Annotated in this window: 19 protein-coding genes; 8 read left to right on the top strand and 11 right to left on the bottom strand. The window is 59.2% G+C overall.

Annotation, left to right across the window (positions count from 1 at the left end; genetic code table 11):
* Positions 1-28: 28 nt before the first annotated feature.
* The 4 genes from KT71_RS19200 to KT71_RS19185 all read right to left on the bottom strand — a co-directional run bounded on the left by KT71_RS19200 (position 29) and on the right by KT71_RS19185 (position 6,853).
* Entirely contained in the window at positions 29-1,639 is a 1,611-nt protein-coding gene (locus tag KT71_RS19200) for an acyl-CoA synthetase (RefSeq protein WP_008293652.1), read from the bottom strand.
* Between the two features lie 48 nt (positions 1,640-1,687).
* The gene (locus KT71_RS19195; protein ID WP_008293653.1) at positions 1,688-4,966 is read right to left on the bottom strand and encodes a VPS10 domain-containing protein; all 3,279 of its coding nucleotides are present in this window, start codon (positions 4,964-4,966) and stop codon (positions 1,688-1,690) included.
* Positions 4,967-5,185: 219 nt separating this feature from the next.
* A complete protein-coding gene (locus tag KT71_RS19190) occupies positions 5,186-6,403 on the bottom strand; it encodes an MFS transporter (protein ID WP_008293654.1) in 1,218 nt (405 codons plus the stop codon).
* Positions 6,404-6,547: 144 nt separating this feature from the next.
* A complete protein-coding gene (locus KT71_RS19185) occupies positions 6,548-6,853 on the bottom strand; it encodes a DUF6482 family protein (RefSeq protein WP_008293655.1) in 306 nt (101 codons plus the stop codon).
* Between the two features lie 198 nt (positions 6,854-7,051).
* Between KT71_RS19185 and KT71_RS19180 the strand changes: the two genes are divergently transcribed.
* From KT71_RS19180 to KT71_RS19910, 4 genes are read left to right on the top strand one after another with little or no spacing between them, the layout of a single operon-like run.
* Complete coding sequence (locus KT71_RS19180) at positions 7,052-8,710, top strand: cbb3-type cytochrome c oxidase subunit I (protein ID WP_008293656.1); 1,659 nt, start codon at positions 7,052-7,054, stop codon at positions 8,708-8,710.
* A complete protein-coding gene (locus KT71_RS19175) occupies positions 8,707-9,321 on the top strand; it encodes a cbb3-type cytochrome c oxidase subunit II (RefSeq protein ID WP_008293657.1) in 615 nt (204 codons plus the stop codon). Before KT71_RS19180 ends, KT71_RS19175 begins: the two co-directional genes overlap by 4 nt.
* Complete coding sequence (locus KT71_RS19170) at positions 9,318-9,905, top strand: c-type cytochrome (protein ID WP_008293658.1); 588 nt, start codon at positions 9,318-9,320, stop codon at positions 9,903-9,905. The genes KT71_RS19175 and KT71_RS19170 overlap by 4 nt, the downstream gene beginning before the upstream one ends.
* 5 nt (positions 9,906-9,910) lie before the next feature.
* Entirely contained in the window at positions 9,911-12,145 is a 2,235-nt protein-coding gene (locus tag KT71_RS19910) for a heavy metal translocating P-type ATPase (RefSeq protein WP_008293659.1), read from the top strand.
* A 4-nt stretch (positions 12,146-12,149) separates the two neighbouring features.
* On the opposite strand, the gene KT71_RS19160 is transcribed toward KT71_RS19910, so the two are convergent.
* From KT71_RS19160 to KT71_RS19135, 6 genes are all read right to left on the bottom strand, one after another.
* The gene (locus KT71_RS19160; RefSeq protein ID WP_008293660.1) at positions 12,150-13,361 is read right to left on the bottom strand and encodes a PilT/PilU family type 4a pilus ATPase; all 1,212 of its coding nucleotides are present in this window, start codon (positions 13,359-13,361) and stop codon (positions 12,150-12,152) included.
* Between the two features lie 75 nt (positions 13,362-13,436).
* Positions 13,437-14,696, bottom strand: coding sequence for an MFS transporter (locus KT71_RS19155; protein ID WP_023660375.1), 1,260 nt, complete (start codon positions 14,694-14,696; stop codon positions 13,437-13,439).
* Positions 14,693-15,541 (bottom strand): ChaN family lipoprotein, encoded by an 849-nt coding sequence (locus KT71_RS19150; protein ID WP_008293662.1) that lies wholly within the window; start codon positions 15,539-15,541, stop codon positions 14,693-14,695. The genes KT71_RS19155 and KT71_RS19150 overlap by 4 nt, the downstream gene beginning before the upstream one ends.
* Before the next feature lie 61 nt (positions 15,542-15,602).
* A complete protein-coding gene (locus KT71_RS19145; RefSeq protein ID WP_008293663.1) occupies positions 15,603-16,772 on the bottom strand; it encodes a cation:proton antiporter in 1,170 nt (389 codons plus the stop codon).
* Between the two features lie 177 nt (positions 16,773-16,949).
* The gene (locus tag KT71_RS19140; RefSeq protein WP_238549444.1) at positions 16,950-17,321 is read right to left on the bottom strand and encodes a DUF4149 domain-containing protein; all 372 of its coding nucleotides are present in this window, start codon (positions 17,319-17,321) and stop codon (positions 16,950-16,952) included.
* A gap of 120 nt (positions 17,322-17,441) precedes the next feature.
* Positions 17,442-17,756, bottom strand: a complete 315-nt coding sequence (locus tag KT71_RS19135) for a high-potential iron-sulfur protein (RefSeq protein ID WP_008293665.1) — start codon at positions 17,754-17,756, stop codon at positions 17,442-17,444.
* 384 nt (positions 17,757-18,140) lie between these two features.
* Between KT71_RS19135 and KT71_RS21260 the strand changes: the two genes are divergently transcribed.
* The 4 genes from KT71_RS21260 to KT71_RS19120 all read left to right on the top strand — a co-directional run bounded on the left by KT71_RS21260 (position 18,141) and on the right by KT71_RS19120 (position 24,610).
* Positions 18,141-18,275 carry a hypothetical protein gene (locus KT71_RS21260; RefSeq protein WP_008293666.1) on the top strand — a complete coding sequence of 45 codons (135 nt, stop codon included), beginning with the start codon at positions 18,141-18,143 and terminating at the stop codon, positions 18,273-18,275.
* Positions 18,276-18,389: 114 nt separating this feature from the next.
* Positions 18,390-20,366 carry an acetoacetate--CoA ligase gene (locus KT71_RS19130; RefSeq protein ID WP_008293667.1) on the top strand — a complete coding sequence of 659 codons (1,977 nt, stop codon included), beginning with the start codon at positions 18,390-18,392 and terminating at the stop codon, positions 20,364-20,366.
* 103 nt (positions 20,367-20,469) lie between these two features.
* The gene (locus KT71_RS19125) at positions 20,470-21,621 is read left to right on the top strand and encodes a patatin-like phospholipase family protein (RefSeq protein WP_008293668.1); all 1,152 of its coding nucleotides are present in this window, start codon (positions 20,470-20,472) and stop codon (positions 21,619-21,621) included.
* 112 nt (positions 21,622-21,733) lie between these two features.
* Positions 21,734-24,610 (top strand): TonB-dependent receptor domain-containing protein, encoded by a 2,877-nt coding sequence (locus KT71_RS19120; protein ID WP_008293669.1) that lies wholly within the window; start codon positions 21,734-21,736, stop codon positions 24,608-24,610.
* A gap of 15 nt (positions 24,611-24,625) precedes the next feature.
* On the opposite strand, the gene KT71_RS19115 is transcribed toward KT71_RS19120, so the two are convergent.
* Entirely contained in the window at positions 24,626-26,719 is a 2,094-nt protein-coding gene (locus KT71_RS19115) for an adenylate/guanylate cyclase (protein ID WP_008293670.1), read from the bottom strand.
* Positions 26,720-26,753 lie beyond the last annotated feature (34 nt).

Raw genomic sequence — 26,753 nt, 5'->3', positions numbered from 1 at the left:
GTAGGGCTGTTTACGACTTTGTCACGATTTAGTCACGACCGAGCGCTGCCGAAGCCACGGCTTTTAAACGCTTGTAATCAACCTTACCGTTAGCCGCCCGGCCAATGCTGTCGATGGGCACGATATGCCGGGGTGCTTTGTAGGCAGCAAGGCTTTGGCGCACATGACTGATAAGATCTGCGCTATCGAGGGTTGCACCGGGCTGGGCTTCGACGACACCGACCACGGACTCCCCGAAGGTGTCGTGGGGGACGCCGACGGCAACGGCATCGTGGACATCGGGATGGGTTTTCATCGCCTCTTCGACTTCTTCGGGGAAGATTTTTTCACCGCCGCTGTTGATGCAGACCGAACCGCGACCTAGCAATATGATGCCTCCGTCAGCGTCGACCATGGCAAAGTCACCGGGGCAGGAGTAGCGCTTACCCTCGATTTCCAGGAAGGTGCGCGCGCTTTTCTCGGGATCTTTGTAGTAGCCCAGGGGCTGACGACCGCCCACGGCGATACGACCCACCTTGTCGCTACCCGCCTCGATTCTCTGATTGTTGTCGTCGATCACAATGGTCTCGGGGCTCATCTCAAAACGTGCCGTGGGGTTGGCTGCGCCCGCCGCCGACACCGAAGAACCCATACCCAGCGCTTCCGAGGATGAAAAAGCGTCCATGAGCATCATGCCCGGATGATGCTCAAGGAGACGCTCCTTGCTCTCCTGACTCCACATGACGCCCGATGAGACCATGCCCTGCAGCGATCGAAGATTCCAGCGACCGGGTTCGCTATCAAGGGCACGAAGAATTGGCTTGGCAAAGGCATCGCCGACGATCGCCAGGGTATTTACCTGCTCTCTTTCGATAGTGTTTAGGAGCTCCTCAGGATCGAAATGGCGACCCGTCAGCGTGACAATGCTACCGCCGCCACACAAGGTACTCAGGCAGGGGAAATTGCCCGTGCCGTGCATCTGGGGGCAGGAGGGGAGGAAACGACTCCCCGGAGCGGTGAAGCTACCGCGGAGATCACCGGCACTGCCGCTGTCGTCGAGAGGATTGCCAAGGGAGGCGGTGAGCGTGACGGCGAGATCATCCTGTCGCCACATCACGCCCTTGGGCATGCCCGTGGTACCTCCGGTGTAGAGAAAGTTTAAATCGTCGCCACTCCGCCCCCAGCGGGGCACAAGGCGTTCGCAGGCCTGGCTCGCGACGGTTTCATAGTCCCTTGCCCATGGGGGACAGGGGCCGCTGCCGTCATCAACGAAAAGCCAGACCCGCACCTTGGGCAGGCGATCGCGGATCGCTTCGATGGTCTTGGCAAACACACCGTGGAAAACGACGGCACCCGCATCAGCGTTGTCCCAGAGGTAGAGCAGCTCGTCGGCGGTGTAGCGATAATTGGTGTTTACCGGTACCAGGGCCGCCTTGAAGGCAGCGTACATGGACTCCAGGTATTCGTTGCCGTTGTAAAGATATTGGGCCACCGCCTGCTGGCGTTCGAGGCCGGCGTCTATCAGATAGTGCGCCAGGCTGTCGGCGCGCTCGTCGAACTCACGCCAGCTTCGACGTGTATCGCCATGAATGAGGCACGGGGTATCACCCAGTTCATCTGCAGCAATCTCCCAGATATCCGCAAAATTCCAGCTGCCCATAGTGTCTGCTCCTGCTTTTCCCTAAGCAATCTTAGGGGCTCTGTCGTCTCAGTTAAGAGAGACACCCTCAACGTGGGGTGCGCCGGCTTCAACTAGCGCCTCACTGAGTTCCTCTACGGTCGCTTCGGCACTTTCCAGTTTTTCCCGAAGGGATGCCATGGCTTTATTGGCCAGGGCCAACTGCTGCTGGCTGGTTTCCGTGGGACCGTAGAGGGAGCGATACACCGTTCGCTCTACGGCGAAGAGCCGCTGAGAAATCGTGGTGCGGGTTTTCTCGCCCACCTCCAGTTTCGCAGGATTGCCCTTGATCTCTGCATTCAGCGCATGGAGCGTTTCCCTTAGTTCATGCACGCGTGCGTCCAGCCCACCGGCATCCGCACGGGAGAGCGACAAGGCTGTGCCCATGGCGTCGACGCGATCGATGGCGCGAGCGAGTTCAAGGTCAAGCCTGGACGCTTCCCGGGTGGCATCTTCCCAGGCGCGCCAGAAGGCGGCGACGTCTTCATCGGATGCACCGGGTAGGGCGCCCTGGTAAAGACGTTCCACCTGGAACTCGATGGGGTCGTCGAGCTGGCTCACCTGTCCGTCCACACGCTTATAGAGCGTAGCTGTATAGGTTCCCGGCGCGGCCATGAGACCCCGGGAGGGCTCATCGTCGTCATCTGTTTCATTGAACCTGATGACCTTGGGCGCCGGATAGCGCAGATCCCAGGCCACACGATGGAAGCCTTTTTCCCGTGGACCTTCGATGCGACGTACAACATTCCCGTCCTCATCTCTGACCACTAGCAAAATAGCGGGCTCGGCTTCCATAGACTCTTTAGCCAGGGCGTCCCACCCCGGGAACGCGACGTTCTTGCCGTCCGCTTCCAGCGGTGCCTCTGCTTCCTGGCGCGTCTCACTGCGCGTCTTCAGCCCCCCGTTGAGGTGGTAGGTGAATACCGCACCGAAGTCCGGGTTGGGTGCGACGTAGTGCGAGGCTCCCTGAGAGCCTTTGAGATCATCAAAATCCAGGTCGGAGCGGGGGATGTACAGCCAGGCTTTGCGCGTTGAGTAGAGGGAGCCTTCCTGTTCGAGGGACGCTTTGCTGACTTCGCGCAGTGCGCTGTAGTCGTCCAGAATGAAGAATCCCCGCCCGAAAGATGCGCCCACGAGGTCGTTCTCCCGGCGTTGGATGGCGAGGTCCCGAAAACTGATCGTCGGTACGCCACCTTCAAGCTCGATCCAGTTATCACCCGCATCGATAGAGAAAAACACGCCGAACTCCGTTGCGGCAAACAGGAGTTCCGGTTTCTCGTGATCCTGCACCATACGCCATACAAGATGTCGCTCGGGCAGGTCACCGCTGATGGACTCCCAACTCTGTCCGCGGTCAGTGCTCTTTAACAGGTACGGTGCGTAGTCGCCGTACTTGTGGTTATCGAGGGCTACGTAAACCGTGTCGGGATCGTGGAGATCGGCCTTGATGTCGTTGATGAAGGCGCGCTTGGGAACGCCCATGCGGCTGACCTCGACGGATCGCCAGTTAGCCCCGCCATCCTCCGTAACCTGCAGGAGGCCATCGTCGGTGCCCGCGTAAATCAGGCCCTCCACTAACGGTGATTCCGATAGCGACGTAATAGAGTTGTAGTTGGACATGGCGAGCACATCCCAGGATGAATCCCAGCTTTGCTGGCGACCCATAATCGGTAACTCGAAGCGCTCTTCATTGCGGGTGAGGTCACCGGAGATTGCCTGCCAGCTGTCGCCACGGTTATCTGAGCGCCAGACTCGCTGACTGGCGAAGTAAATGCGCGCGGGGTTGTGGGGGCTGACGTGGATCGGCGCGTCCCAGTTAAAACGCTCGTAATCCTCATCCTCGCCCGCCTGCGGCTGGATATCCACGACTTCGCCGGTGGTCATGTCGATGCGCGACAGCGCGCCCTCCTGACGCTCGGCGTAGACGATATCCGGATTACCAGGTTCTGTGGCAGGTGCATGGCCATCCCAGTTCAGCACCAGGCTCCAGTCAGAGTTGCGTATACCGTTGACGCTGTCCGTGCGCGAGGGGCCGCCCTGGGTGCCGTTGTCCTGGGTACCGCTGTAGATGTTGTAGAAGGGCGCCGCATCGTCCACGGCCAGCTTGTAGAACTGCGTGACCGGCAGATTGGGCATGTAGCGCCAGTTGTCCGCCAGGTCAAAGCTCTCGTAGACCCCGCCATCGGTGCCCAGGAGCAGGTAATCGGGATCGCTGCGCTTGAAGGCCAGGGCATGGTTGTCCCCATGACGGTGCTGACGGTTCACGGGTCCCCAGGTCTTGCCGCCGTCGAGGGATTGCTTCATGGAGGCATCCATCATGTAAAGATGGTCAAAGCGATGGGGTGATGCATACAGCTCCACGTAATAGTGGGGGCCGGTGCCACCGGAGATGACCTCCGATTGCTGAGTCCAGGACTCGCCACCATCCGTCGACTTCCAGGTGCCTCCTTTACGCCGGTCGAGTTCGATGGCGGCGTAAACAATGTCCGGCTGCTGCGGCGATATTGCCAGGCCGATCTTGCCCATCTTGCCTTCGGGCAAACCCTCGGACAGTTTCTTCCAGCTATCCCCACCATCTTCACTGCGATAGATAGCGGACTTTGCACCGCCGTCCATCACCGCCGCCACAGTGCGATGATGCTGCCAGGTTGCGGCGTAGACTCGCTCCGGGTTTCGTGGGTCGATGGCAATGTCAGTTACACCGGTGAAGGCCTCATCGCCCAGGGTCTTGGTCCAGGTCTGGCCGCCATCCGCTGACTTGAAAAACCCACGATCGCCGCCGGGGCTCCAGAGCGGCCCTTGAGAGGCAACGTAGATGACATCGGAGTTCTCGGGATGGACGATGATTTCGCCGATATGTTGGGAATCCTCAAGACCCATGTTTGTCCAGGTCTTGCCGCCATCCATGGACTTGTAGATGCCGTCACCAAAGCCGAAGTGCCGGCCGCCGCCGTGTTCGCCGGTGCCCACCCATACCGTATTGCTGTTGTTGGCATCCAGAGCCACGGCGCCGATGGAATAGGAGCCCTCGTCGTCGAAAACCGGCTCAAAGGTGGTGCCGGCGTTGACGGTTTTCCAGACACCGCCGGAACCCACCGCGATATACCAGGTGTTCTCGTCCTGGGGATGGATAGCAATGTCTGCGATACGCCCGGATCGCACCGCCGGGCCGATGTTGCGGAGGGTCAGGCCCTCGAAGGTGGCCTCCGACAAAAGGGCCTCTGCCTCATCGGCGGCACTGCCTGTGCCGGACAGCAGGAGGCTCGAGGCCAGGGTCAACGTGGACAGGATGGACCTGACGGTGCTCATATTGAATCGCCTTGTGTGAATCCAGGGGAGTCGAATACTCGCATAATCCCCCGTGTGCAGCTACGGGTGTGCAGCTACGGGTGTGCAGCTACGGGTGTGTAGCTAAGGAGAGGAGGTGAGAGGTGCAGGTGAGGGGTGGAGCTAAGGTTATCGAGCCAGGATTAGCTGCCTGCAGGCCGCCGGTTTAATCCCAAGAGATCCCTGAGGGCGTTGAACGCCTCAGCGTTCCCGCGCCTGCTGCCATGACAAAAGGCATACCAGGGCTGCGAAAAAGCTGCTGAGACCCACGGTGCCCCACCAGCCGCCAAGATCGTAGGCGAGGGCGCCGGTCCAGCTACCCATGCCGCCGCCCAGAAACATGAGGGTGATGTACAGGGTCATCAGGCGGGTGCGAACCGCCGGTGGTTTGTTGAGGCTGGTCATGCGCCCCGTGACATCCACCATGGGTCCCACGGTGCTCATAATGCCGATGGGTAGGAGCAGAAACAGCCAGTGGATGGGCGCCAGGCTCAGGGTCAAAATGCCCAGGAAGTTGATGATGGCCACGCGTAGACGCGCCCGCTCGGCGCCGAAGCGATCGGCCCAGCGCCCGAGGCGCGGCGTTACCAGCAGGCCCACGCCAGAGAAGGCCGCGAGGTAACCCACGGTGTCCGTTCCCAGTTTGAGTTCGTCGCTGGTGAGATGTAGTCCGATGCCCAGCCAGCAGCATAAAAATGCCGAGAAGCCCAGCCCCTGAATCACGCCGGAGATCATGACCCGGGGGTGGCCCGTGGCCAACAGGATGAGGGACTTCAGCAAGCTGCCATAGCTCTCTCCGGGGATTTCTTCGGAGGTCTCGTCCCGGTCCATGAGCATTGGCAGCACAAGCATTGAGAGTGCCATCAGCCCTGCGGCCATCCAGTAAACACTCCGCCAACCCAGTAGTTCACCCATGACGCCAGAGGTCACCCGCGAGAGCTGTACACCGGCGATGACACCCGTTGTCAGAACGGCGGTGACAAAGCCCAGACGCTCTATGGGCACGCGTTTGGACGTGTAGGCCGGAAGCAAATAGGGCGTGATGGTAAAAAAACCAAGAAGGCTCGACGCTGTGATAAACAGCCAGTAGTCCTTTACCGTGGCCATCAAGACGAGAGCCGCGACCTGGGCGCCGATGCAGATAACGGCGAGGCGGCGGTTGCTCATGCGATCACCCAGGGGCAGAAGAAACAGTACCCCCAGGGCCAGGGCGATCTGATTCAGCGCCGGCACCAGACCCACAAGTCCATAGCTCACCTTAAAGCTGTCTGCCACGGGCCCAATGATCGGGTGTATGTAGTAGGCGTTTGCCGTGACGATGGCGCCCGCAGCGGCGAGGAGAATGACCTCACGGGTGCCGAGCTGTCGGGGAGTGATGGTGTTCAGGGGTGCGTCCAGCTGCCAAAGGGTTGCCATCATAGGGCGATGTCAGCGCTCTGATAAGCCTTTCTTAGGAAATGGATGCCTGCCCGGGTGCCTGATGAGACCGCAGCCTGGGTCTGTTCCACGACAAATGAACGCGCCCTGATGTGTCAGCTCAGGCGCACAAACTCAGGCAGGGCGTCAGCTGCCCGTTTCATCGAGGACTGTGACACCCCGCTCTTCAGCTTTTGAGACGCCGAGGGCGCTCAGTTCCTCGCAGGCGTGGGACTGCACCAGTGTCGCTCTGCGCACGCCTCGCCGCCTGAGGGCATCACGGACACGGTCCAGGGAGCGAAAGTGCACCACTTTCCCCGTGAGGCTTTCCAGCATCCGGGGTGAGCTTTGCTCCTCGGGGTCCAGCTCAACGACGTAGCCGCGGCAGGAGCTCGCATGAACGAGGGCGCTGCTTGCGCGTTGTTTCGGTCGCAGCAAGGTGATGATGGACATGCAAAAAATCTCCCGATAAAGCCTGTTTTCACCGTGCGGCCCTGTCTTGTACTACATGGACAAACACACGACGGCGGTGAACACCCCTTCGCAGAGGCACGTACCTAAGTGCAAGTAACTACGTGCAAGTGAGTGCGTGCAGGTAACTACGATCCGTCAGTCCTTCCAGATTCCCTGTCATCAGATAAGCGACTTTTTATGACCACAGCAATTTCGTTTCTCCTTGCCGCGACCTTCGTGATTTCCGTTGGCGGTCTGGCGTTGCTGATCTGGGCTCTTGCGAATGACCAGTTCACTTTGGGGGAGCGCGCGGCTCGCACGATCTTCGCGGAAGGTGAGGTGGGTCGTATCGAAGACCCCGCCATGACCGAAGCTGATCGCGCGGACATGCAGCGCTCGCGGGATGACGACCGCGTGGTCGAGCCCGGAGAGGACGAGGACAGCAGCGCCGTCGATGATGCCCTGGCTGCTCGCTGGATCGCCGACGCCTCAACGCGCGTGCCGGTGCTGGTCTGGATGATGTCGTCGCTCCTCTGGCTGGCCGTGGCTTCGCTTCTGGGCGTGGTGGCGTCCCTCAAGCTGCACATTCCCGAGTTTTTAGTTCAAGACGCCGCGCTAACCTTTGGGCGCATTCGACCTGCGCACCTCAATGCCGCGGCCTACGGCTGGTCCTCCATGGCGGGGATCTCTGTGGGTGTCTGGCTGATCCCCCGTTTATTTAAAACACCGCTGGTGGGAGCCAACTGGGCCACACTGGGAGCCGTGGTGTGGAACCTGGGTGTAATCGGCGGTATTGCTGCTGTTCTCCTGGGCTACAGCGACGGTCTCGAATGGCTGGAGTTTCCCTGGATCGTGGATATCCTGCTGGTGCTCGGTGGAGGGTTTGCGGCTGTGCCTTTGATTCTGACCTTGCTCCAGCGCAGGGTGCAGCATCTGTACGTCAGTGCCTGGTATCTCATCGCCGCGCTCATCTGGTTCCCTATGCTGTTCCTTACCGCGAATCTGCCCAACCTCTTCGGGGGCGTTGAGCAATCCATGCTCAACTGGTGGTATGCCCACAACGTGCTGGGGCTCTGGATGACGCCGCTCGGGCTGGCCGCGGCTTACTACATGATCCCCAAGATTGTGGGTGCCCCCATCTATTCCTACGGTCTGTCACTCATCGGCTTCTGGGCATTGGCGCTTTTTTACTCCCAGGTCGGTCTTCATCATCTTATCGGCGGTCCCGTGCCCACCTGGGCCGTCACGCTGTCCATTGTCCACAGTGTGATGATGGTGATTCCTGTGCTATCCGTGGCCGTAAACCATCACATGACCGTGGCGCGGCACTGGCGACTGCTGATTTACTCCCCCACCCTGCGTTTTGTAACGGTTGGCGCAATGCTCTACACCGCTGCCAGCGTGCAGGGGTCTCTGGAGGCGCTTCGCAGTGTGAATGCGGTGACTCACTTCACCCATTACACCGTGGCCCACGCGCATCTTGGTGCCTACGGCTTTTTCGCCTTCGTCATGTTCGGCAGCGTCTACTTCATCATGCCCCGGGTGACGGGGAGGGAGTGGCCCTTTCCCCGGGCGATCGCGGCGCATTTCTGGCTGGTGTTCGCGGGCTTTCTTGTCTACTTCTGGCCCCTGACCATCGGCGGCTGGTTACAGGGCCTCGCGATGCTCGATCCCGACAGGCCTTTCATGGATTCGGTGCTTATCACCGAGCCTTATCTGGTGGCACGTTCCGCAGGAGGTAGCCTCATGACCCTCGGCCATCTGATTTTCACCGGCCACGCATTCCTTATCCTCTTGGGTTGGGGAGCGCGGAAGCCCGGCGCGGCCTTGTTCCGACGTCAGGAGCAGCCAGCATGACGCGCGCCGTTGGAATTCTCGCAGGCGCGGCAATGATTCTGTTGTTTGCCACCCTGATGATTGTTGTCATGCCCACGATTCAGCTGCAGTCATCGGCCAAGGTGCCCCGGGGATTGGAGCCCTACTCCGAATCGGCGCAGCGCGGTCGCGACCTGTACGTCAGCCTGGGTTGTGTGTATTGCCACAGCCAGCAGCCCCGGGACCCTTCCCTCGGGCCTGACGGTCTGCGCGGATGGGGTCGTCCATCGGTGCCCGGTGACTACACCTATGATTCGCCGCACCTGCTGGGGACCATGCGCACGGGTCCTGATCTTCTGAACATCGGAGCCCGGCAGCCGAGCAGCGCATGGCATTTGTCCCACCTCTACAATCCCCGGGCCATCATGCCCTGGAGCATCATGCCCAGCTATCCGTTTTTGTTTGCGGAGGTAGATGCGGTAGAAGAAGGCGGCGTCGTGGTGGATCTCCCGCCGGATTACGCGCCCGAGAGTGGTGTCATTGTCGCGCTGCCGGAGGCCCTCGATCTCGTGCAGTACCTGCTGGAACTCGATCGGACCTACGAGGTGAATGAGATTCCCCGGGCGGATGCCGGTGAGGAGGTAGGGCCGTGACACCCCAGCAAAAAAATCGCGCCCGGACCCAGTCCCGGGAGCGCGATGAACCCGAAGAGCTGCGCAATCCCACGCCTTTGCCGCTGTTGATTCTGGCGGTGGTCATGGTGTCCTGGGGGGTCTGGTATTACTTTGCCAATGCCGGCTTCCCCCTCACGGCCGGTGACCGTAGAACACCCATCGAGGTGCCCACCATGGACCAGGTCGATGGGGCTCAGGTTTTTGCGGCCAACTGCGTTGCCTGCCATCAGGCGGACGGCAAGGGCCTGGCCGGCGTGTTTCCGCCCCTGGTTGATTCGCGCTGGGTGCTGGGCTCCCGGGAGCGTCTTGTGCAGATCATGCTCTACGGTATCCAGGGGCCTATCCAGGTGCAGGGCGCGGTCTACAACGGCGTCATGCCGGCCTTTTCGAGATTGTCCGATGCAGAGCTTGCCTCGGTGACGAGCCACATTCGCTCCACCTGGGGAAATGACGCCTCGCCCCTGACGCCCGACGAAATCGCCAAGGGGCGAGCGCGTGATCCTGAGCGCACCGCGCCCTGGAGCGGGGGAGAAGAGCTCAACGCCGTCTTTGGTGACGGCTGAGCCCCATGAATCAGGCCGTTAGCGCACTTTCGTCTTCGGCGCATATCGACGAACTGTTAATTGTTGACGGCATGTTCTGCGGTGGATGCGCCTCATCGCTGGAGCGGCGCCTGGGACAACTTCCCGGGGTGGTCGAGGCCTCCGTGGACCTGGCAGCGGGCGCCGCTCTCCTTCGCTGGCGCTCGGGGCAACAGAACGCTGATGCCGCCCGGAACGTCATTACGAGCCTCGGCTATACAGCGCGCAGGCCGGGCGAAGAAGCCGCCGGCGATGGCGTCGACGCGCCGGAGCGTTCCCTGCGACTTAAATTCGTGGTCGCTATGTTCTTTGGTATGTGGACCATGCTGCCATCTATTGGCCTCTATCTCGACGCGGCGCCGAATGCCGCCGTGGCCCACGGCCTCGCCTGGGCGGCGGCGATCGCCAGTCTGCCCGTAATCCTGGTCTGTGGCCGGCCCTTTTACGCCATGGCCTTTGCAACCCTGCGGGTGGGTGCCGCGGGTATCGATGCCCTGGTGAGCATAGGTGTCGCCGGCGCTGTAGCTTTATCGGTGTTTTCCCTGGCCGGCGGCGGTGCCGACGTGTATTTCGAGGTGGCGGTCGCGCTCATCACTCTCCAACTGTTAGCGCGTCTCATACAGTTAAAGGTGGCTCGCAGGGGCCGCGATGCCCTGGCGCAGCTCCTGGATCTCGCCCCAGGAAAAGTCGCCAGAATAGCCACCAACGGGGCGTTGGAGATTGTTCCTGTCAGCCAGATCGCTGCAGGCGATCTGTTGCTTGCCGAGGTGGGGGACACCCTGGCCGCAGACGGTGTGGTCGAGGGAAGCGACGGACTCCTGGACCGCCATCTGTTGACCGGGGAGTCCCGGGCGATTCGTGTAAAGACCGGGGATGCGCTCTGTGCCGGGGAGGTGGTGGTAGAAGGCCCCCTGAAGCTTCGGGTCACGGGCGCGTCGGGCGATCGGCGCATCGACGCCCTGGCCCGGCAGGTTCGTTCCACCCTGATGCGCAAGCCCGATTGGCAGCGTCGTATTGATCTGGTGGCGCGTTACTTTTTGCTCCTCGCGACCATCGCTGCGGTCATCGGCGGGTGTGTTGCGGTGGCGACCGGTGCCGGAGCAATAGCGGTCGCCGAGCGTGCCATCGCCGTGTTTGTTATTGCCTGCCCCTGCGCCCTGTCCCTTGCGGCGCCCCTGGCAGGACTGGGCGCGACGCGTCGGGCGGTAGCGGCGGGGATTTTGCTGCGGGATCTGCGGGTGCTGACCGGGGCCGAAAAAATACGTCGGGTGTTTCTGGATAAAACCGGCACGCTGACCGAGGGCAAGCCGGTGGTATGCGCCCTAAAGCCCGTGGCCGGTGTGAGCGAGGGGGAGCTTCTTGCCCTGGCGGCGCGGGTAGAACGACACTCCCGTCATCCTCTGGCAACGGCCATCGTCAGAGAGGCTCTGGCGCGCAACCTGAAGCTGGATACTTATGGGTTCTTTGATCGCGATGAAGAAAACCATGGGCAAACGCCAGATCACACTCGCACGGTGGTGGGACGGGGCGTACGCCTGGAGTCTGCGGCGACGATCTTGCGCGTGGGTAGCGCGCAGTGGTTTGAGGAGGAAGGTCTTCAATGCCCCTTTGCTGAGGACGAGGGGTTTTCGCGTGTGTGGGTGGCACGCAACGATGAGGTGCTTGGTGCCATTGATCTTCATGACCCTCTTCGCCCGGGTGCCCGGGATGCTATTGAGTGGCTAAAAAGCCAGGGGATAGCGGTGACTATTCTGAGCGGCGATGCTTCCAAGCCCGTGGCGCGTATTGCGCGGGAGTTGGGGGTGGAGGGCATTGCCCGATGCTCACCGGAAGACAAGGTATCCATTGTTGAAGACGCCGCCCAGGGTTGTGCTACGGCCTTTGTGGGAGATGGTCTCAATGATGGTCCGGCGATCGCCGCGGCAGATCTGGGGGTCGCCGTAGAAAACGCTCTGGATGCGGCGCGCACGGCCTCCGCTGCAACCCTGCTCCGCGGCGGTGTGGAGCGCGTTCCGGGATTGCTGACCCTGGTTTCTTCTGCCGGTGGGGTCTTGCGCCAGAATATTTTTGGAGCGGTGATCTACAATCTGGTGGCGATACCCGCGGCGCTCGTGGGTTGGGTACACCCGGCGGTCGCCGCAATCGCCATGGCCGCCTCATCCATCACCATCGTGTTGAACTCTCTTCGCATTCGTGAGGAGTCACTCGCGACTGTGGATTAAAGCCCTAAGCACCAGACCCCTTGAAGGGGTTCTCGTCATCGTCGTCGATGGTTTCCAGTTTCAGCTCGCCAAAGCTCGAGTCGAAGGGATTTGCCTTGGGGGCTTCCGCGGGTTTTTCGTCCGGCAAGGCCGGCTCCTCGGGTGCATCGTTTTCCTTGGAGAGTTTGATTTTCAAGCGCAGGTTATTGGGCGAATCCGAGTTTGCGACGGCTTCGTCGAAGGTGATTTTTTCGTCTTTGTAGAGTTTGAAGAGCGCCGTATCAAAGGTTTGCATGCCCAGGTTTTCCGACTTCTCCATAATCTCCTTAATCTCTTCCAGGCGATTTTTCAGGATCATGTCCTGGATAGTTTTGGTGCCCAGCAAGACTTCTACCGCGGCACATCGCTTGCCGTCCACCGTGGGGATGAGTCGCTGGGAAACAATGGCGCGCATGTTCTGGGACAGTGCGAGGAGAAGCTGATGTTTGCGATCCTCGGGGAACAGGTTGATGATCCTTTCCAGGGCCTGATTGGCATTCGTCGCGTGGAGCGTGGATATTGCCAGGTGACCGGTTTCGGCAAATTCCAGTGCGTGCTCCATGGTCTGGCGATCGCGAATCTCGCCGATGAGAATCACATCCGGCGCCTGGCGCAGGGTGTTTTTCAGAGCCGCCTGAAAGCTCCGGGTATCAACCCCCACTTCCCGCTGATTGATGATGCTTTTCTTGTGGTTGTGCACATACTCCACGGGATCTTCGATGGTAATGATATGCCCCGCAGACGTGCTGTTGCGATGATCAATCAGCGCCGCCAGGGATGTTGATTTTCCCGAGCCGGTGCCGCCCACAAACAGTACTAAACCGCGTTTTGTGGTGATGATTTCTTTCAAAACTTCTGGCAGGCCGAGATCCTCGAACTTGGGGATATCGGCTTTGATGTTGCGCGCGACGATAGAAATCTCATTGCGCTGCTTGAATATGTTGATACGGAAACGCCCGATCTGAGCCAGGGAGACCGCGAGATTCATTTCCAGGTCGCGAGCAAAAGCTTCCCGCTGTTCTTCGTCCATGATGGCGTTGGCAATGGCTTCGATCTCACCCGATTTGTAGGGTGTTTTCGACATGGGTATCAGCGTCCCCTGAAACTTTCCACTGGGCGGGGCGCCGGTGCTGAGGTACAAATCGGAGCCGTCTTTCTGGGCGAGGATGGTTAGATAGGTGTCTATGGGTGTTTTCATGAGGCCCTGATCGCTCGGCTAATGATTACCTCAGTATAGGCCCGTGAAGGGGTGCGATTGAAGTAACTGCGGATATCACTGCTCTCGGGGTTTTCCCCGCTGGTTTTGCCAGCCCAGGGTAAGGGTCAAAAACAGACCAAACACCGAGGCACCGGCGAGAATGCTGAAATAGTATTGGTAGCCGGTTGCGGGTCCGTAGTTGTCCAGGAACCAGCCGACCATGGGGTAGGCAAAGACGTCGGCGGTAAACCCGATGGTTGATACCAGGCCCACGGCGGTACCCGTGACCAGCAGGGGAATCTTGCTCTCTTCCATCAGCGCAAAATAAATGCCCCGCAACGCGAAAACCGCGATGGCGACGGCGGAGATCTGAATCCATAGCATCCACAGAAGATCCGCCCTGCCGGGAATAAGCGCGAGGGCGCCATAGCCCACTGCAGAGGTGATAAAAGCGATGGATACCGCGCGGGAGGCTCGAATGCGGTCCGCCAGGAAGCCTGCGGCGATGGCAGAAACAGGCCGGAGCCACTCCCGAAAAGCACTGAGGCTCGCGCCAAAGACCTTGTCCTGATCAAAAACCTTTTCCGCAAAGGTGGCGAATTCAAAGGAACCCAGATAGAGCCAATAGGCCATGAGAATAATAAGCGCCTGAAGCCACACGGCGGGCATTCTCGCCACAACCCGTAGCTGTCCTGCGGGAGCGTTGCTATTGTCGCTGTGCGTGAGGGAGCCGTGGGCATGATCCGGAGGAATAAAGGCGAGGACGCAGAGCCCCGCCGCCATTGATGCCGTCGCGTAGAGCAGAATGACGTCCACCAGTCCGTCGGCGGCGAGGGCAGACCGTGAAAACACCCAGGCGCCGGCGGTCATCATGACCGCGCCTACGAGACCCCGCCCGGCATCGAGAATGCCGAAGGTGCGCCCCTGATCATCGGATCCACCCCACAGGCGCGTCGCCTTAACCAGGGCCGCCCAGAACGTGAGGATGGTTGAAACGCCCCAGAAGGCATGGAGTGCAAGGAGCATGGGATAGCTGGGGATCGTCGCCATGTAATAGCCGCCCAGGCCCGTCGCAAACAGTGAAAAACTCAGGAGCGTTCGCGTTGCGACCCGGTCCGAGAGCCAGCCACCGGCGAAGTAAGCAGTAATGGCCAGCAGCCCGTACATGGAATTCATGATGCCAAGCTGGGTGTAGCTGATCTCAAAGACCTCGTGCATGCTCGTTTGAAAGCTCTGGCGCATGTACACCAGGAGATAAATGCTGTCGCCGGCGAGGATAAGGCTGGCCATGTAAAGCCAGCGTAATCGTCGGGAGCTCGGCCCTTCGTCATTCATTGCATCATTCCCTGGCAGGGGTCCTCTCTGCCTACGGGGTCTGCGAAGAGCCTGTGGTCGTAAAAACTTTCATCGTCAGACGCAGCCTTGTTTGCGCTCTGGGTGGCTGCTTTCTCCAGCTGGCCGATGCTCACTACGACCGTATCGGGCGATGCTGCTGCGATTGCTTCGGGCATCCCCCAGTCCTTTCGGGCGTGGCCCGTTCCGGTGATCACCACGACGGGACCGCCGGTCTCCCTTAGGGCCGTGAGCGCCGTTGCGGCAAAGGAGGCATCCCGAAGGCGCTGGGCTTCCACCATGCCACCGAGGAGTTCGAGCGGCAGCATGTTGCAGTGCACCGCCTGTTGGTGCGCCTCCCGGGCTGCCTGCTGATCATCGGGGAGGGGCGTGGTGAGTCCAAAGGCTTTACTGTCGCCCGCAAAGACGGCGCTGGCGCTTTCTCCGACGGCTCGGCGCACACGCTCCCGGGGCAAGGCCATCCCGTAAATCTTTGTGCTCCCCGTCGCTTCAAAAACCGGTTGATAGATCTCCCAGGGGGGCCAGCCACTGTCATGCCAGCCGATGGCATCGGCCAAGGCTGGGCCGCGTTCCGCTGTGCTGTTGGAAATCTCTGCTTGTTCGCTCGTAAGCATTTCGAAGGCGACGGCAGCGGGCTGCAATGTCCGGATGTACTCCGCCTGGATGAGGTGGTGTCGGGGGTTGTCGTGAACCTCGCTCACAATAATGATTTGCGCCGTTTCCGGAACCGCCGGTAGAGCCGTGTCCTGAAAAGGTAGTTCCGTGCATGCAGCAAAGCCCGGGAGCAGCGCTCCCAGCACAAGTTTTCTCAGCAGTTTTCCTGTCACGGTGGATTCCCGGCGGGTCAGCGTAGTTCCTGTCGATCGCCATAGATGCGGTAGAACATTTTTATCCAGAAAGGCGAGAACAAGGTCGTATAGGCAATGACCAGTACGATAGCGCATAAGTCGGGCCATCAAAGATACCGGCTACGCGGCCAAGTTCGGCAAAGATGAGACCGACCTCTCCGCGAGGCACCATCGCCATACCGACGGCAAATTTCATTAACCAGTGTTCTTTGCTGAGCAAAAAACCGCCGGCGATTTTCCCGAGAATGGCGACGATAGCCAGGCTGATGGAGAACAGCCAGACGAAGGCGGAAGCCCAGTCCACCTCGCGAAGATCCAATGACAGGCCCACGGTGACAAAAAATATCGGTGTGAATAGAGAGACGATGGGGCGCATTTCGCGCTGTACCCGATCAGCAAAGTTCGGGTCCCGGCCAAGGGCCGCCCCGAAGGGCAGAAAGAAGCGTCGCGACAGAGCCAGTCCCGCGGCAAAACCACCCAGTAACTCCGGGGCCCCGGAGGCGTGCGCTGCCCAGGCGAAAAGCAGGACCAGCGCGACGACCAGCGTTGCGACGACACCGGTGCTTTCGTCATTGGCAGCAAAACGACTGATCACCGCCGAGAGCACTTTAGCCAGCACCGGGGCGAGAACAAAAAACAGACCCACGAGCAGGGAGAGGCGTCCCACATTCGTGATACTCAGGTCTCCCGTTTGCGCAAACTCATAAAGAAACGCCAGCAGTAGCACGCCCAATACGTCGTCTATCACCGCCGCACCCAGAACAATCTGGCCTTCGCGACTGTCCTGGCGACTCACGTCGCGAAGGATACGCACCGTTACGCCGATGCTCGTGGCGGTCAGTGTGCCCCCAATAAAGAGCGCGAGGATGAGATCCTGGCCAAACACATAGCGGCTGAGTCCAAAGCCAAGAGCGAAGGGTATAAAAAAACCTCCGACGGCAACGCTTGCCGAGCGCCACCCGGATTTGGCCAGGCGTGACAGATCCGTATCTACGCCGACCTCAAAGAGCAGAAGAATAATGCCTATCTCTGCAAGTAAGCGGATGAGCTCCGTGGGTTCAAGCCACCCGAGGAGGCTAGGCCCCAGGATGATGCCGGCAACGAGTTCGCCAATGACACTTGGCGCTCCAAAGCGCGCCGCGATGGTTGACGCCGCTCGTGCTGCCACCAGGATGATGGCCAACTGCAGAAACACCATGGAGGCATCCATGACTTAGTACTCCGGTCTGCCGGGGATGGTTGCTACACAGTGGTCCATGGTGACGACTCCGCTTCGCTGCCCGGTTTTCAAAACGCTAGACGCGATAGTGTTGGCGGAATGGACGTATATTTCAATGTTTCCGCCGGAGCAGGGGAATGGTGTATTCAGGCGGCACTCCAGTGAGTGTTAAAAGACGCGCAGGAGCACGTAGGCCATAGCGGCGATCTGGATAAGTCCCGCCAGCACCGAGAACAGGTGCAGCCGGTTGAACTGTTTGCGCTCACCCGCGTCCGCCGCTCGATTGATGGCCGGCATCAGCTGCTGCCTCAGGGGAATCGTTGCTACGGCCACAACCGCGAGGATCGCGCAGGCGATCGGGTCGATGTTTACGAGCAATGCAGCGGCCAGGGAAGCCGTTGCGATGAGCCATAGATAAAAAGATGCAAACGCCTTACGTAAGAGGGCGCCTGCTTCGTCCGGTGGAAGCGTCTTGAAGAGAAACGCGGCAAAGGCCGAGGAGTAGAGCAGCGTTCCCCCAAAGAGGAACGCTGTGGTCAAATGCGCAGCGCCCACCTGTATCGAAGCTATGGACGTCATTGCCTTACCCAAATCGCCTGAGGGTGCTGCCGCTGACGCGCCAGCATCTCGTCGGCCGAATCTATGGGCGCTGCTTTTACTTCAGGCTACCCAGCCGTTACACCAACCGGAGGCGTGGACGCGCTTGCCCGCGAAGATGGGGCACAGTCCATACTCGTCGTCGATCTTTTGATAAAGCGTGCAGGTCGTGCATTGCTGCTTGGCGCCGTCGGGGCCGGCCTTCTTGGTCCACTTGGCGGTGTCGACGGTGCTGTGATCAGCTGCGTAGCCCATGGCTACGGCTGTTCCGTCATCCTCGGTCACGATTTCCTGCGCGTGACTGAAGCGGGCAATCAACAGACCTGAACCGGCGACTGCGGTGGTTTTAAGAAAGTTACGACGATTAAGCTTGTTCATTGGGACATCTCCAAAAGTGTGTTTCGGGGACTTTACGCAGCAAAAACGGCTCCTGGCTCACTACTGTTCATGTCTTGTCGCGGTTTCCCGCACCATTTTGGTGCAATTGAGAATCATTTACGCTCCAAATCCCATTGGCTCCGCAGCGTATCAATAAGCCCAGTACTGTCTCTTTGAGAGCGCAAAAGCGACTCAGGGAAAGCCAAGAGTCAGCACCTGAATGTCAGAGGTGTAGCGCTTTTGTCGCGACCTGGGGCCTGGACACAAAGTAAACGCAGGCGTCCATCATTAAAAAGACGGACGTACCTCTCTTTGTTCGCGGCGCAGCTCGCCACGCACTTCACTCATTGAAACAGCACAGTCTTACTGTGGAGGATTACGAAAATGGAAGATGCATCATTGCCAATATTGAATCTGCTTGTTCTGGGCTCGGTATTTTTCTTTGGACTGCGCGAGTTGGTTAAATTGGAGACCCAGGCGATCAGGATCGACGAAGAGCAGGATCTTCGCCGCCGCTAAGGTATTGCGCCAAGGCTGACTGTTGGGAGGACCCTCATGTCAAAGTCCCCTGTATTGGGGACTTAAAACAATGCTGATAAGGTGCGGGTTTTAGGCAGCTGAGCAGGACAACGCGTGGACGAGGATCACATTCTTTGGCGGCCCGATCCCGAGAGAGTTGAGCGCAGCCCCCTCCATCGCTATCAGGCCTTTCTGCGCGAACGCACGGATCAATCCTTCGACTGTTACAGCGACCTCCACCAGTGGTCCGTCACAGATCTGGAAGGGTTCTGGCAATCTGTCTGGGACTTTACGGAGCTAAGGGCTAGCCGACAGGCCGATGCGGTGCTGTCCGATGGAGATCGTTTTCCCGGCGACCGCTGGTTCGACGGCGCACGACTTAATTACGCTGAGAATCTTCTTAGTCGGCGATCCGATGGCACTGCCATTGTGGCAAGACTCGAAAATGGCCAGCGCCGTGAGATCAGTTGGCCAGAGCTTCACACGCAGGTGGCCCTCTCAGCTGCCGCGCTCCGCGAGAGCGGTGTAGCGAAAGGCGATCGCGTTGCGGGAATGCTCCCCAACGTGCCCGAGACCATTATCGCGATGCTTGCGACTGCCAGCATTGGCGCACTGTGGTCGTCATGCTCCCCAGATTTTGGAGTGAGTGGCGTCCTTGACCGCTTCGGGCAGATCCAGCCCAAGGTATTGATTGCCTGTGATGGCTATTTTTATAACGGTAAAACCATCGACTGCCGGGACAAGGTCGCCGAAGTCGCGTCTCAGTTATCCCTGAGTACAACGGTAGTCGTTCCCCTATTATATGAATCAGATGTATCAGTGGATGTGTCAGTGGAGGGGGCCATAGCCTGGCCGCTTTACCTTGCGGCGCAGCAAACAGCAGCGGGCGACGCCCCCGGCTTGCTGTTCGAGCAATTACCCTTCGATCACCCCCTCTTTATCATGTACTCCTCGGGGACCACGGGGGCGCCTAAATGTATTGTGCACAGTGCCGGGGGTACGCTGTTACAGCATCTGAAGGAGCATCAGCTCCATGTGGGACTGACCCCGGGCGATGTACTCTTTTACTTTACGACCTGCGGATGGATGATGTGGAACTGGATGGTCGGCGGGCTGGCAAGCGGTGCGACCCTGGTGCTCTACGACGGCTCACCTTTTTATCCTGCCCCGGATGTTCTTCTCGACATCGTGGACGAGGACGGTATCAATGTGTTCGGCGTGGGTGCCAAATACATCTCGGCCCTGGAAAAGCAGGGGATCAGGCCAGCCACCACCCATAGACTCACGAGTCTGCGAACGGTACTGTCGACGGGGTCGCCTCTTTCCCATGAAAGCTTTCGTTATATCTATCGCGACGTAAAACAGGACGTCTGCCTGTCGTCCATCTCCGGCGGCACGGACATCATTTCCTGCTTTGTGCTGGGCAACGAGTGCCTGCCTGTTTATGAGGGAGAGCTGCAGTGCCCGGGATTGGGTATGGCGGTGGAGGTGTGGGACGAGGAGGGACAGCCCGTCACCGGGACCAAGGGCGAAATGGTATGCGTCAAACCCTTTCCTTCGGCGCCCGTGGGCTTTTGGAATGATCCCGATGGCAAGCGCTACCACGATGCCTACTTTTCATCCTACGACGGCATCTGGGCGCACGGCGACTACGCCGAAGTTACGCCCAGCGGTGGCATGATTATTCACGGTCGCTCTGATGCTGTGCTGAATCCCGGCGGCGTTCGCATTGGTACCGCAGAAATTTATCGCCAGGTCGAGAAGATCGACGCCGTGATGGACAGCGTCTGCATCGGTCAGAACTGGGATGATGATGTGCGGGTAGTGCTCTTTGTGGTGCTCAAAGCGGGCGAGGAGCTCAGCGATGAGCTGGCTGCCGATATCCGCCTCGCCATCCGAAAAGAAAACACGCCGCGCCACGTGCCTGCCAAGATTCTCGCCGTAACGGACATCCCTCGCACGCGCTCCGGGAAGATTGCTGAGATTCCCGTGCGTAAAGTGGTGAATGGCGAGACCATCGATAACACCGAGTCCCTGGCAAACCCCGAGTCTCTGCATCAATTCGAAAATCGTCCTGAGCTTGAAACGTGATTAGGGACACTTATCTGAGCTCCCCATCGCGGTCCTGATCCGGCGTAGCGTCTCCCCGCCGCAGCCGGTATCGTAGCTTCAAGACTGGCAGCCGCGAGACCTTATGAAAAACGCGCTCATTCTCTCTGGCGGCGGCGCTCGCGCTGCTTACCAGGTAGGTGTGTTAAAAGCGATTGCCGAACTCTTGCCGGTAGGGGCCAAAAATCCCTTTTCCGTGGTCTGCGGCACCTCGGCTGGGGCCATCAACGCTGTCACCGTAGCGGCCCATGACGGCAGCTTTGCGGAGGGCGTCGCTATCCTGGAGTCCGTATGGATGGGACTGACGCCCGACGACGTATACCGCAGCGGTTGGGGTGCCATGGCGCGCAGCGGCGGTCGCCTCGCCCTGTCCCTGGTGAATCGCGGTGTAGGCGTGGGAAAACCCGTGGCGCTGCTGGACAACTCACCTCTGCGAGAGCTGATTAAGAGCACCATCAACTTCGAAAAAATCGACCGCGCCATTGCCCGGGGCGACCTCGATGCGGTCTGCGTGACAGCAACGGGTTATCAGTCGGCGCGGTCCATGTGTTTTTATCAGGCCGGAAGCGATGTCAGTGACTGGTCACGCTACCGGCGCAGTGGTCGGCGCACCTTGCTGAACACCGATCATCTCATGGCATCGTCGGCCATCCCCACGATGTTTCCCGCAACCCGTATCGAATATGAATACTTTGGTGATGGCGCGGTGCGGCAGCTGGCGCCTCTCAGCCCCGCCCTGCACCTGGGTGCGGATCGCCTGTTTATCGTTGGCGTGAGCGCCAATCGTGAGCGGCACCCCGCTGACCCCTTACCGAGAACCAGCGCCGCGCATTCGCCATCTCTGGCGCAGATCATTGGTCATCTTCTTAATAGCGCCTTCATCGATAGCCTCGAAAGCGACATTGAGCGTCTGGATCGTATCAACAAGCTCCTCGCTTCCTTGCCACCGGATTCCCGGGACAATGCATCAGACCTTCGTTTCATCGAGCGCCAGGTGATTTCTCCAACGGAAGAGCTGGATGTGATTGCGGCGACGCATATCGATGCTCTACACCCCAGCGTGCGCTTTCTGCTCCGCGCCACGGGGGGCACGGAAAGTGGGGCAGGCTCGACGGCGGCATCCTATCTCTTGTTTGCCAGGCCCTTTGTGGAGTCGCTCATCGCCCTGGGTTACCGCGATGCCATGTGGAGGCGCGACGATATCTCGGGATTTCTTCGCGTGGAGATGAAAGCCTGAGCATTGTGGAGCGGGGGTTCCCTGCACTGCGACATTTTGTACATTGTTGCATCACCGATGAAGCAGTATTGTTGGGTGGCTTGCACCCAACTGAGGCTACCCGAGACAGACAATGAATAAGAAAACGCCTTTTCTGTTGACCACTCTGACAACGCTTACAACTCTCGCCTCGTCCATAGCCATGGCGCAGTCGCCAACGTCCTCGAGTGTTGACCCGGGCGCCGAGATTGAAGAGGTGGTAGTCACGGGTTCGCGGATTAAGCGCAAGGATTACACCTCCATATCACCTCTGGTGACACTGGATGCCGAGCAGATTACCCTCTCGGGCATCACGGCGATTGAGGATCTGGTGAACGATGCTCCCCAGCTCGTGCCCCTCAATAATCGAACCAGTAATAATCCAGGTAATGGCACCGCGTCCTTGAATCTTCGTGGTTTAGGTTCGAACCGCACTCTGGTGACGCTCAACGGCAGACGACTGATTCCCGCGGACCCCGAGGGCTCCGTGGATATCAACACCATCCCATCTCAGTTGATCAAGCGTGTAGAGATCGTCACGGGGGGCGCTTCAACCGTCTACGGGTCCGACGCAGTCGCGGGCGTGGTGAACTTCATTCTCAACGACGACTTCAGGGGTCTTGAGGTCACGGCTCAGTACGACAGCTATGAAGAGGGGGATGGCGCGGTTGCCGACCTGAGTGCGGTCTTTGGTTTTGGCAATGACCGCGGGAGCGTGACGGGGTTTTTGAACTATCAGGACCGCGAAGAGGTGTTTGCCGGCGACCGGGTTTTCACCACGGAGCGTCTTCAGGAGAGCTTTAATCCCGCCGACGGCGGCGCCCTGGTGCCCGCAGGCAGTGGCACGATCCCCGCGGGCAGCATTGTCTTCCCGGCAGCGCCTGCGCCGGGCAGCGGCGGATTCCCGGGTAGCGTGACCTTTAACGAGGATGGATCGCCCCGCGCCTTTGTTCGTGGGCAAGACCAATACAACTTCCAGCCGGACAATTACCTGCAAACCCCGTTGCGGCGTGACTCCGCAGCCGTGTTTGGCAAATTCGAGATCAACGATCAGCTGCGTGCTTTTGGTGAGTTGGTCTACTCCCAGACATCTTCCACCTCACAGCTGGCGCCGCCACCGGCCTTCGTTCAGGCCAGGGTGAATCTGGACAATCCCCTGCTCACGCCGGCTCAACGCAGCCAGTTTGCCAATGGTGCCTACGACCCCGACGGTGATGGCGTGGCCGAGTTTATTTTTGCAAAGCGTCTGGTCGATACCGGACCACGGATACAGTCCCGGGAGTCCGATACCCTGCGCGCGGTGCTCGGTTTGCAAGGTGATTTTGCTTCCAGTTGGGAATGGGAAGCGAGCTACAGCATGTCTCAGGTGCGAGGAGAATTCGTGTCCGGCAATGCTGTGTTTGCCGATCGATTTGCCCAGGGTCTGTTAGTAGATCCCGCGACAGGAGCCTGCGTCGACCCCTCAAACGGCTGCGTACCCTTCAATCCCTTTGGCCTGCCCATTAATGCTGACGCTGTAGAGTTCCTCAAGATTGGCGACCTCATCTCCACCAGTGATACCGATGAGGATATTGTCAGCCTTATTCTTACCGGCGATGCCTACGAGTTACCGGCAGGCCCCATTGGCATCGCTGCAGGTCTGGAATGGCGCGAGCTTTCCTCAAAGGAAAATCCAGACCCTAACTTCCTGAATGCCAATGTCCTGGGAGCCAACGCTCAGGCTCCCATCGAGGGCGCCACGGATGTCGCAGAGGTCTTTCTCGAAGCCCTGGTGCCCCTCCTGGCCGGTGAGCGCTTTGCCGACTACCTGGGCATTGAGGCGGGGTATCGTTACTCCGATTACAAATTCTCCGGAGTCGCTGACAACTGGAAAGTGGGTCTCGACTGGGCGCCCACGAGCTCCCTGCGTTTTCGCGCCATGGCACAGCAGGCGATTCGTGCACCCAATATCGAGGAGCTTTTTGCTCAGCCACGGGCCCAGCCGAGCGTTATTTTTGACTCATCGACAGATTTTTGTAGTGCATCGGCGGATCCCGTCGGCAATGGACTGACGGATCTTTGTGTGGCCCAGGGCATACCCGCCGATCAGGTGGGTATCTATGAAGCTACGGAGCAGTTCCCCTTGCTCGTTCTTGAGGGCGGTGGTAACACGGCTCTGGATCCCGAGACCGCAGATACCTTTACCGCCGGCGTGGTGCTTCAACCCGAGTGGGCTGAGGACCTGTCCTTGTCCCTGGATTACTACCGCATTGAAATCGAAGATGCCATCGGCGGTACGAGTTTTGAGGGTTCCCTGGGGCTGTGCGCCGACTCCGCCGACCCGGACAGCCAGTTTTGTAACTCTCTCGTCAGAGCCCCATCGGGTGACATCAGCGAATACACCAATCCTCAGTACAACCTCGCGAACATTTCTGCCGAGGGTGTCGACCTCACGGTGAATTACCGCTTTGATCTGGGTGACAGTCTGGCGCTCCCAGGGCATAGCGCATCCATTGCGCTGCAGCTGCTGTTCAACTACGCAATGGAGAACACCTTTCAGGCAACGGCCGACAGCGTCGAAACGGATTGCGCAGGCTTTTACGGCGGAGCCTGTAATTTTGGTGTTCCCCTCTTTCAGGTAGTGCCGGAGTATCGCAGCAGTACGCGTCTCACCTATTACTCAGGTCCCCTATCCCTGGCGCTCAATTGGCGTTGGATTGGAGAGATTGCTAACCATATTGATATCACCTGTGAGGAGTCTCCCGAGTTTTGCTATCCGACTGTCCTCGGGGACATCGGCTCTCAAAATTACTTTGAATTCTCGGGTCGTTTTGAATTTGGCGAGCGAGCGGAAATTTACGGTGGGGTGAGCAACATCTTCGAAGAGGAGCCGCCGTTAATGGGCAGGGGTGCGACGCAATCCAATACGGCGCCACAGTTGTACGATGTTTTTGGTCGCCGCTTCTTTCTGGGCCTGCGCGTTCGCCTCTAGAGCATCGATAGGGGCTTAGCCGTCCAGCCAGCCCTGGGCGATGAGCTCGGTTTTGAGTTGCTTAAACGCCGCGCTGTCCCTGATCCTGGCGTAGTGGGGTAACCGTGGCTCCAGAAAAGGATGCACATCGCTGGGCTGATCAAAGCCCTCACGCAAACAACGCACCGCCCCCTCTGCGTCGGCCAGTAAGCCAAGGTTGCGGCAGATCAGCTCCCGCGTGAAAAACAGCTCTACGTGATTGCCGGCGGATGCCAGGATATGTTGGTCGGTAATCTGCTTTGCCTGCTGCCGGTTCCCTTCCGCGAGGGCCAGGAATGCCTTCTCCGTGGCGTGGAGTCTGCGTCCATAAATCAATGCATAGTCGTGATCGTCGGCAACCAGGCTTTCAACCCCGAATGTGTTCTTCATAGCCTCGACCTGCTTCTCCAGGGCGCTCATGTCACCCGTCAGCAGGTGCTGCTCTAAGGCCAACATTGCGTAGTGCAGTTGATCGGCTTTGTCTACGCTGCCTCCGCCGAAAATGAGATCCTCCGCTGTCGCAAGACTTTGGGAGGCGCCCTCGATGTCACCCAGGGAGAGCTGAATCAGCCAGTGCTGGAGAAAAAGACTCCGCTGCCTCGCCGGTGAGGCCTGGGTCATGAACTGCGCCAAACCCTCTTGATATGTTTCCAGATCATGATGCCGCGATAACTCAAGTTGATTGCGGAAAATCGCGATCTCAAGATTTGCCTGCCCTGCAGCAAGGACAACAGCCTGCGCTTCGGCGTAGTCGTGCACGACCATGAGTCGTCTTACCAAAGTGGCCTTGTGAGACAGGTCATTGGGCTCAAGGAGGGTGGCGCGTCGAGCGGTCTCTACAAAACCTTCCCAGTCCCCTTTGCGCCGCTTGATCCAGGATTGAATCTCCAGAAGCCGGGTGTCCGAGGGGTTGAGAGACTGAGCGCGCGCGATGAGCTCGTCCGCGCGATCAAAGTCGCGAAGTACGTAGTAAAAGTAGTAGGCTTCCGCCGTGATGGCTTCCGAGGAGCCGGGATCCAGTGTTTGTATCCTGGCAATCAACTCCTCGATCCGCGCGATATCCGTCTCATTCTGTTCGCGCTGGTTCCTTTGCGCGAGGCTCCCAACGAGTTCCATGATGGGCCGCGTGTATTGAGAATCCAGGGCAATGGCGTCTTCAAGTTTCTTCTCGTAATTCTCGCGATAGTTGGCAAATCCCGGATTGTAGCTACGGGCAAATTGCATGGCGTTATGAAAGGCGCGATACGCCGCCAAATTGCGGGTGGGTTGCTTTTTCAGGTCGCTCTCTTCTTTGGGACTCAGGGTCAAGCGTAGCGCTGATGTGATGGCGCGGGTAACTTCTGTCTGGACGGCAAAAATATTCTCAGCGGTGAGGGCGCGATCAAAGGTTTCAGCCCATAGCTGCGCATCGGTGCTGGCGTCGATCAATTGGGTGTTCATACGAATCTGTCCGCCGGCAATGCGAACTCCGCCTTCGAGAATCACGCTGGCACCCAGCTCTTTGCCAATCTCTGGAATCTGTTTTGTGGTTTTCGCGTATTCCATCACCGAAGTGCGGGAGACAACGCGCAGATTTTTGATCTTCGACAGACTGATTAACAGGTCATCGTGCACCCCCAGGGCAAAGAACTCACCGTCTTCGCCACCTCCGAGCTGTGCGAAGGGCAGCACAGCGATCATGGGGAGCTCGGTTTCTGAGGACGCCGAAATCGGCGGCAACTCAAGTAAGTCGTCGGCATTGCGTACGACGCCCAGGGTGATCGTCGCGAGTATCCCCAGCAGCCCGGCGAGGATCAGGTAATCCCCTTTACCTAAAAGCTGACCTTCACCGTCGTCTTCAGTGCCCTCGAGGGCCTCTCTCCCTGGTGTGCGACGAATACCGTCAGCGCCAATGTCATACAACCAGGCAAACACGAGGGCAACGGGAAAGCCGGCAACGCTGGCGAGTAGGAGGTAGCGAATACTTGCTTCCGGAAGGGACAAGGCCGGAAGCAAAACATCGGCGACCTGCATCAGACCCCAGGCAGCGAGGATATAAATGCCGAGCGTGCGAAACACTCGGCGGCGGCGCAGTTCACTGAACAAAGACATCAGTCTTGCTGGCCTGGGATGTTGCGATGATTCA

It is taken from the genome of Congregibacter litoralis KT71 (genome assembly GCF_000153125.2).
Taxonomy (GTDB): Bacteria; Pseudomonadota; Gammaproteobacteria; order Pseudomonadales; family Halieaceae; genus Congregibacter; species Congregibacter litoralis.
Note: the sequence above shows the minus strand (reverse complement) of the source record. Positions and strands in the feature narration are given on the sequence as shown.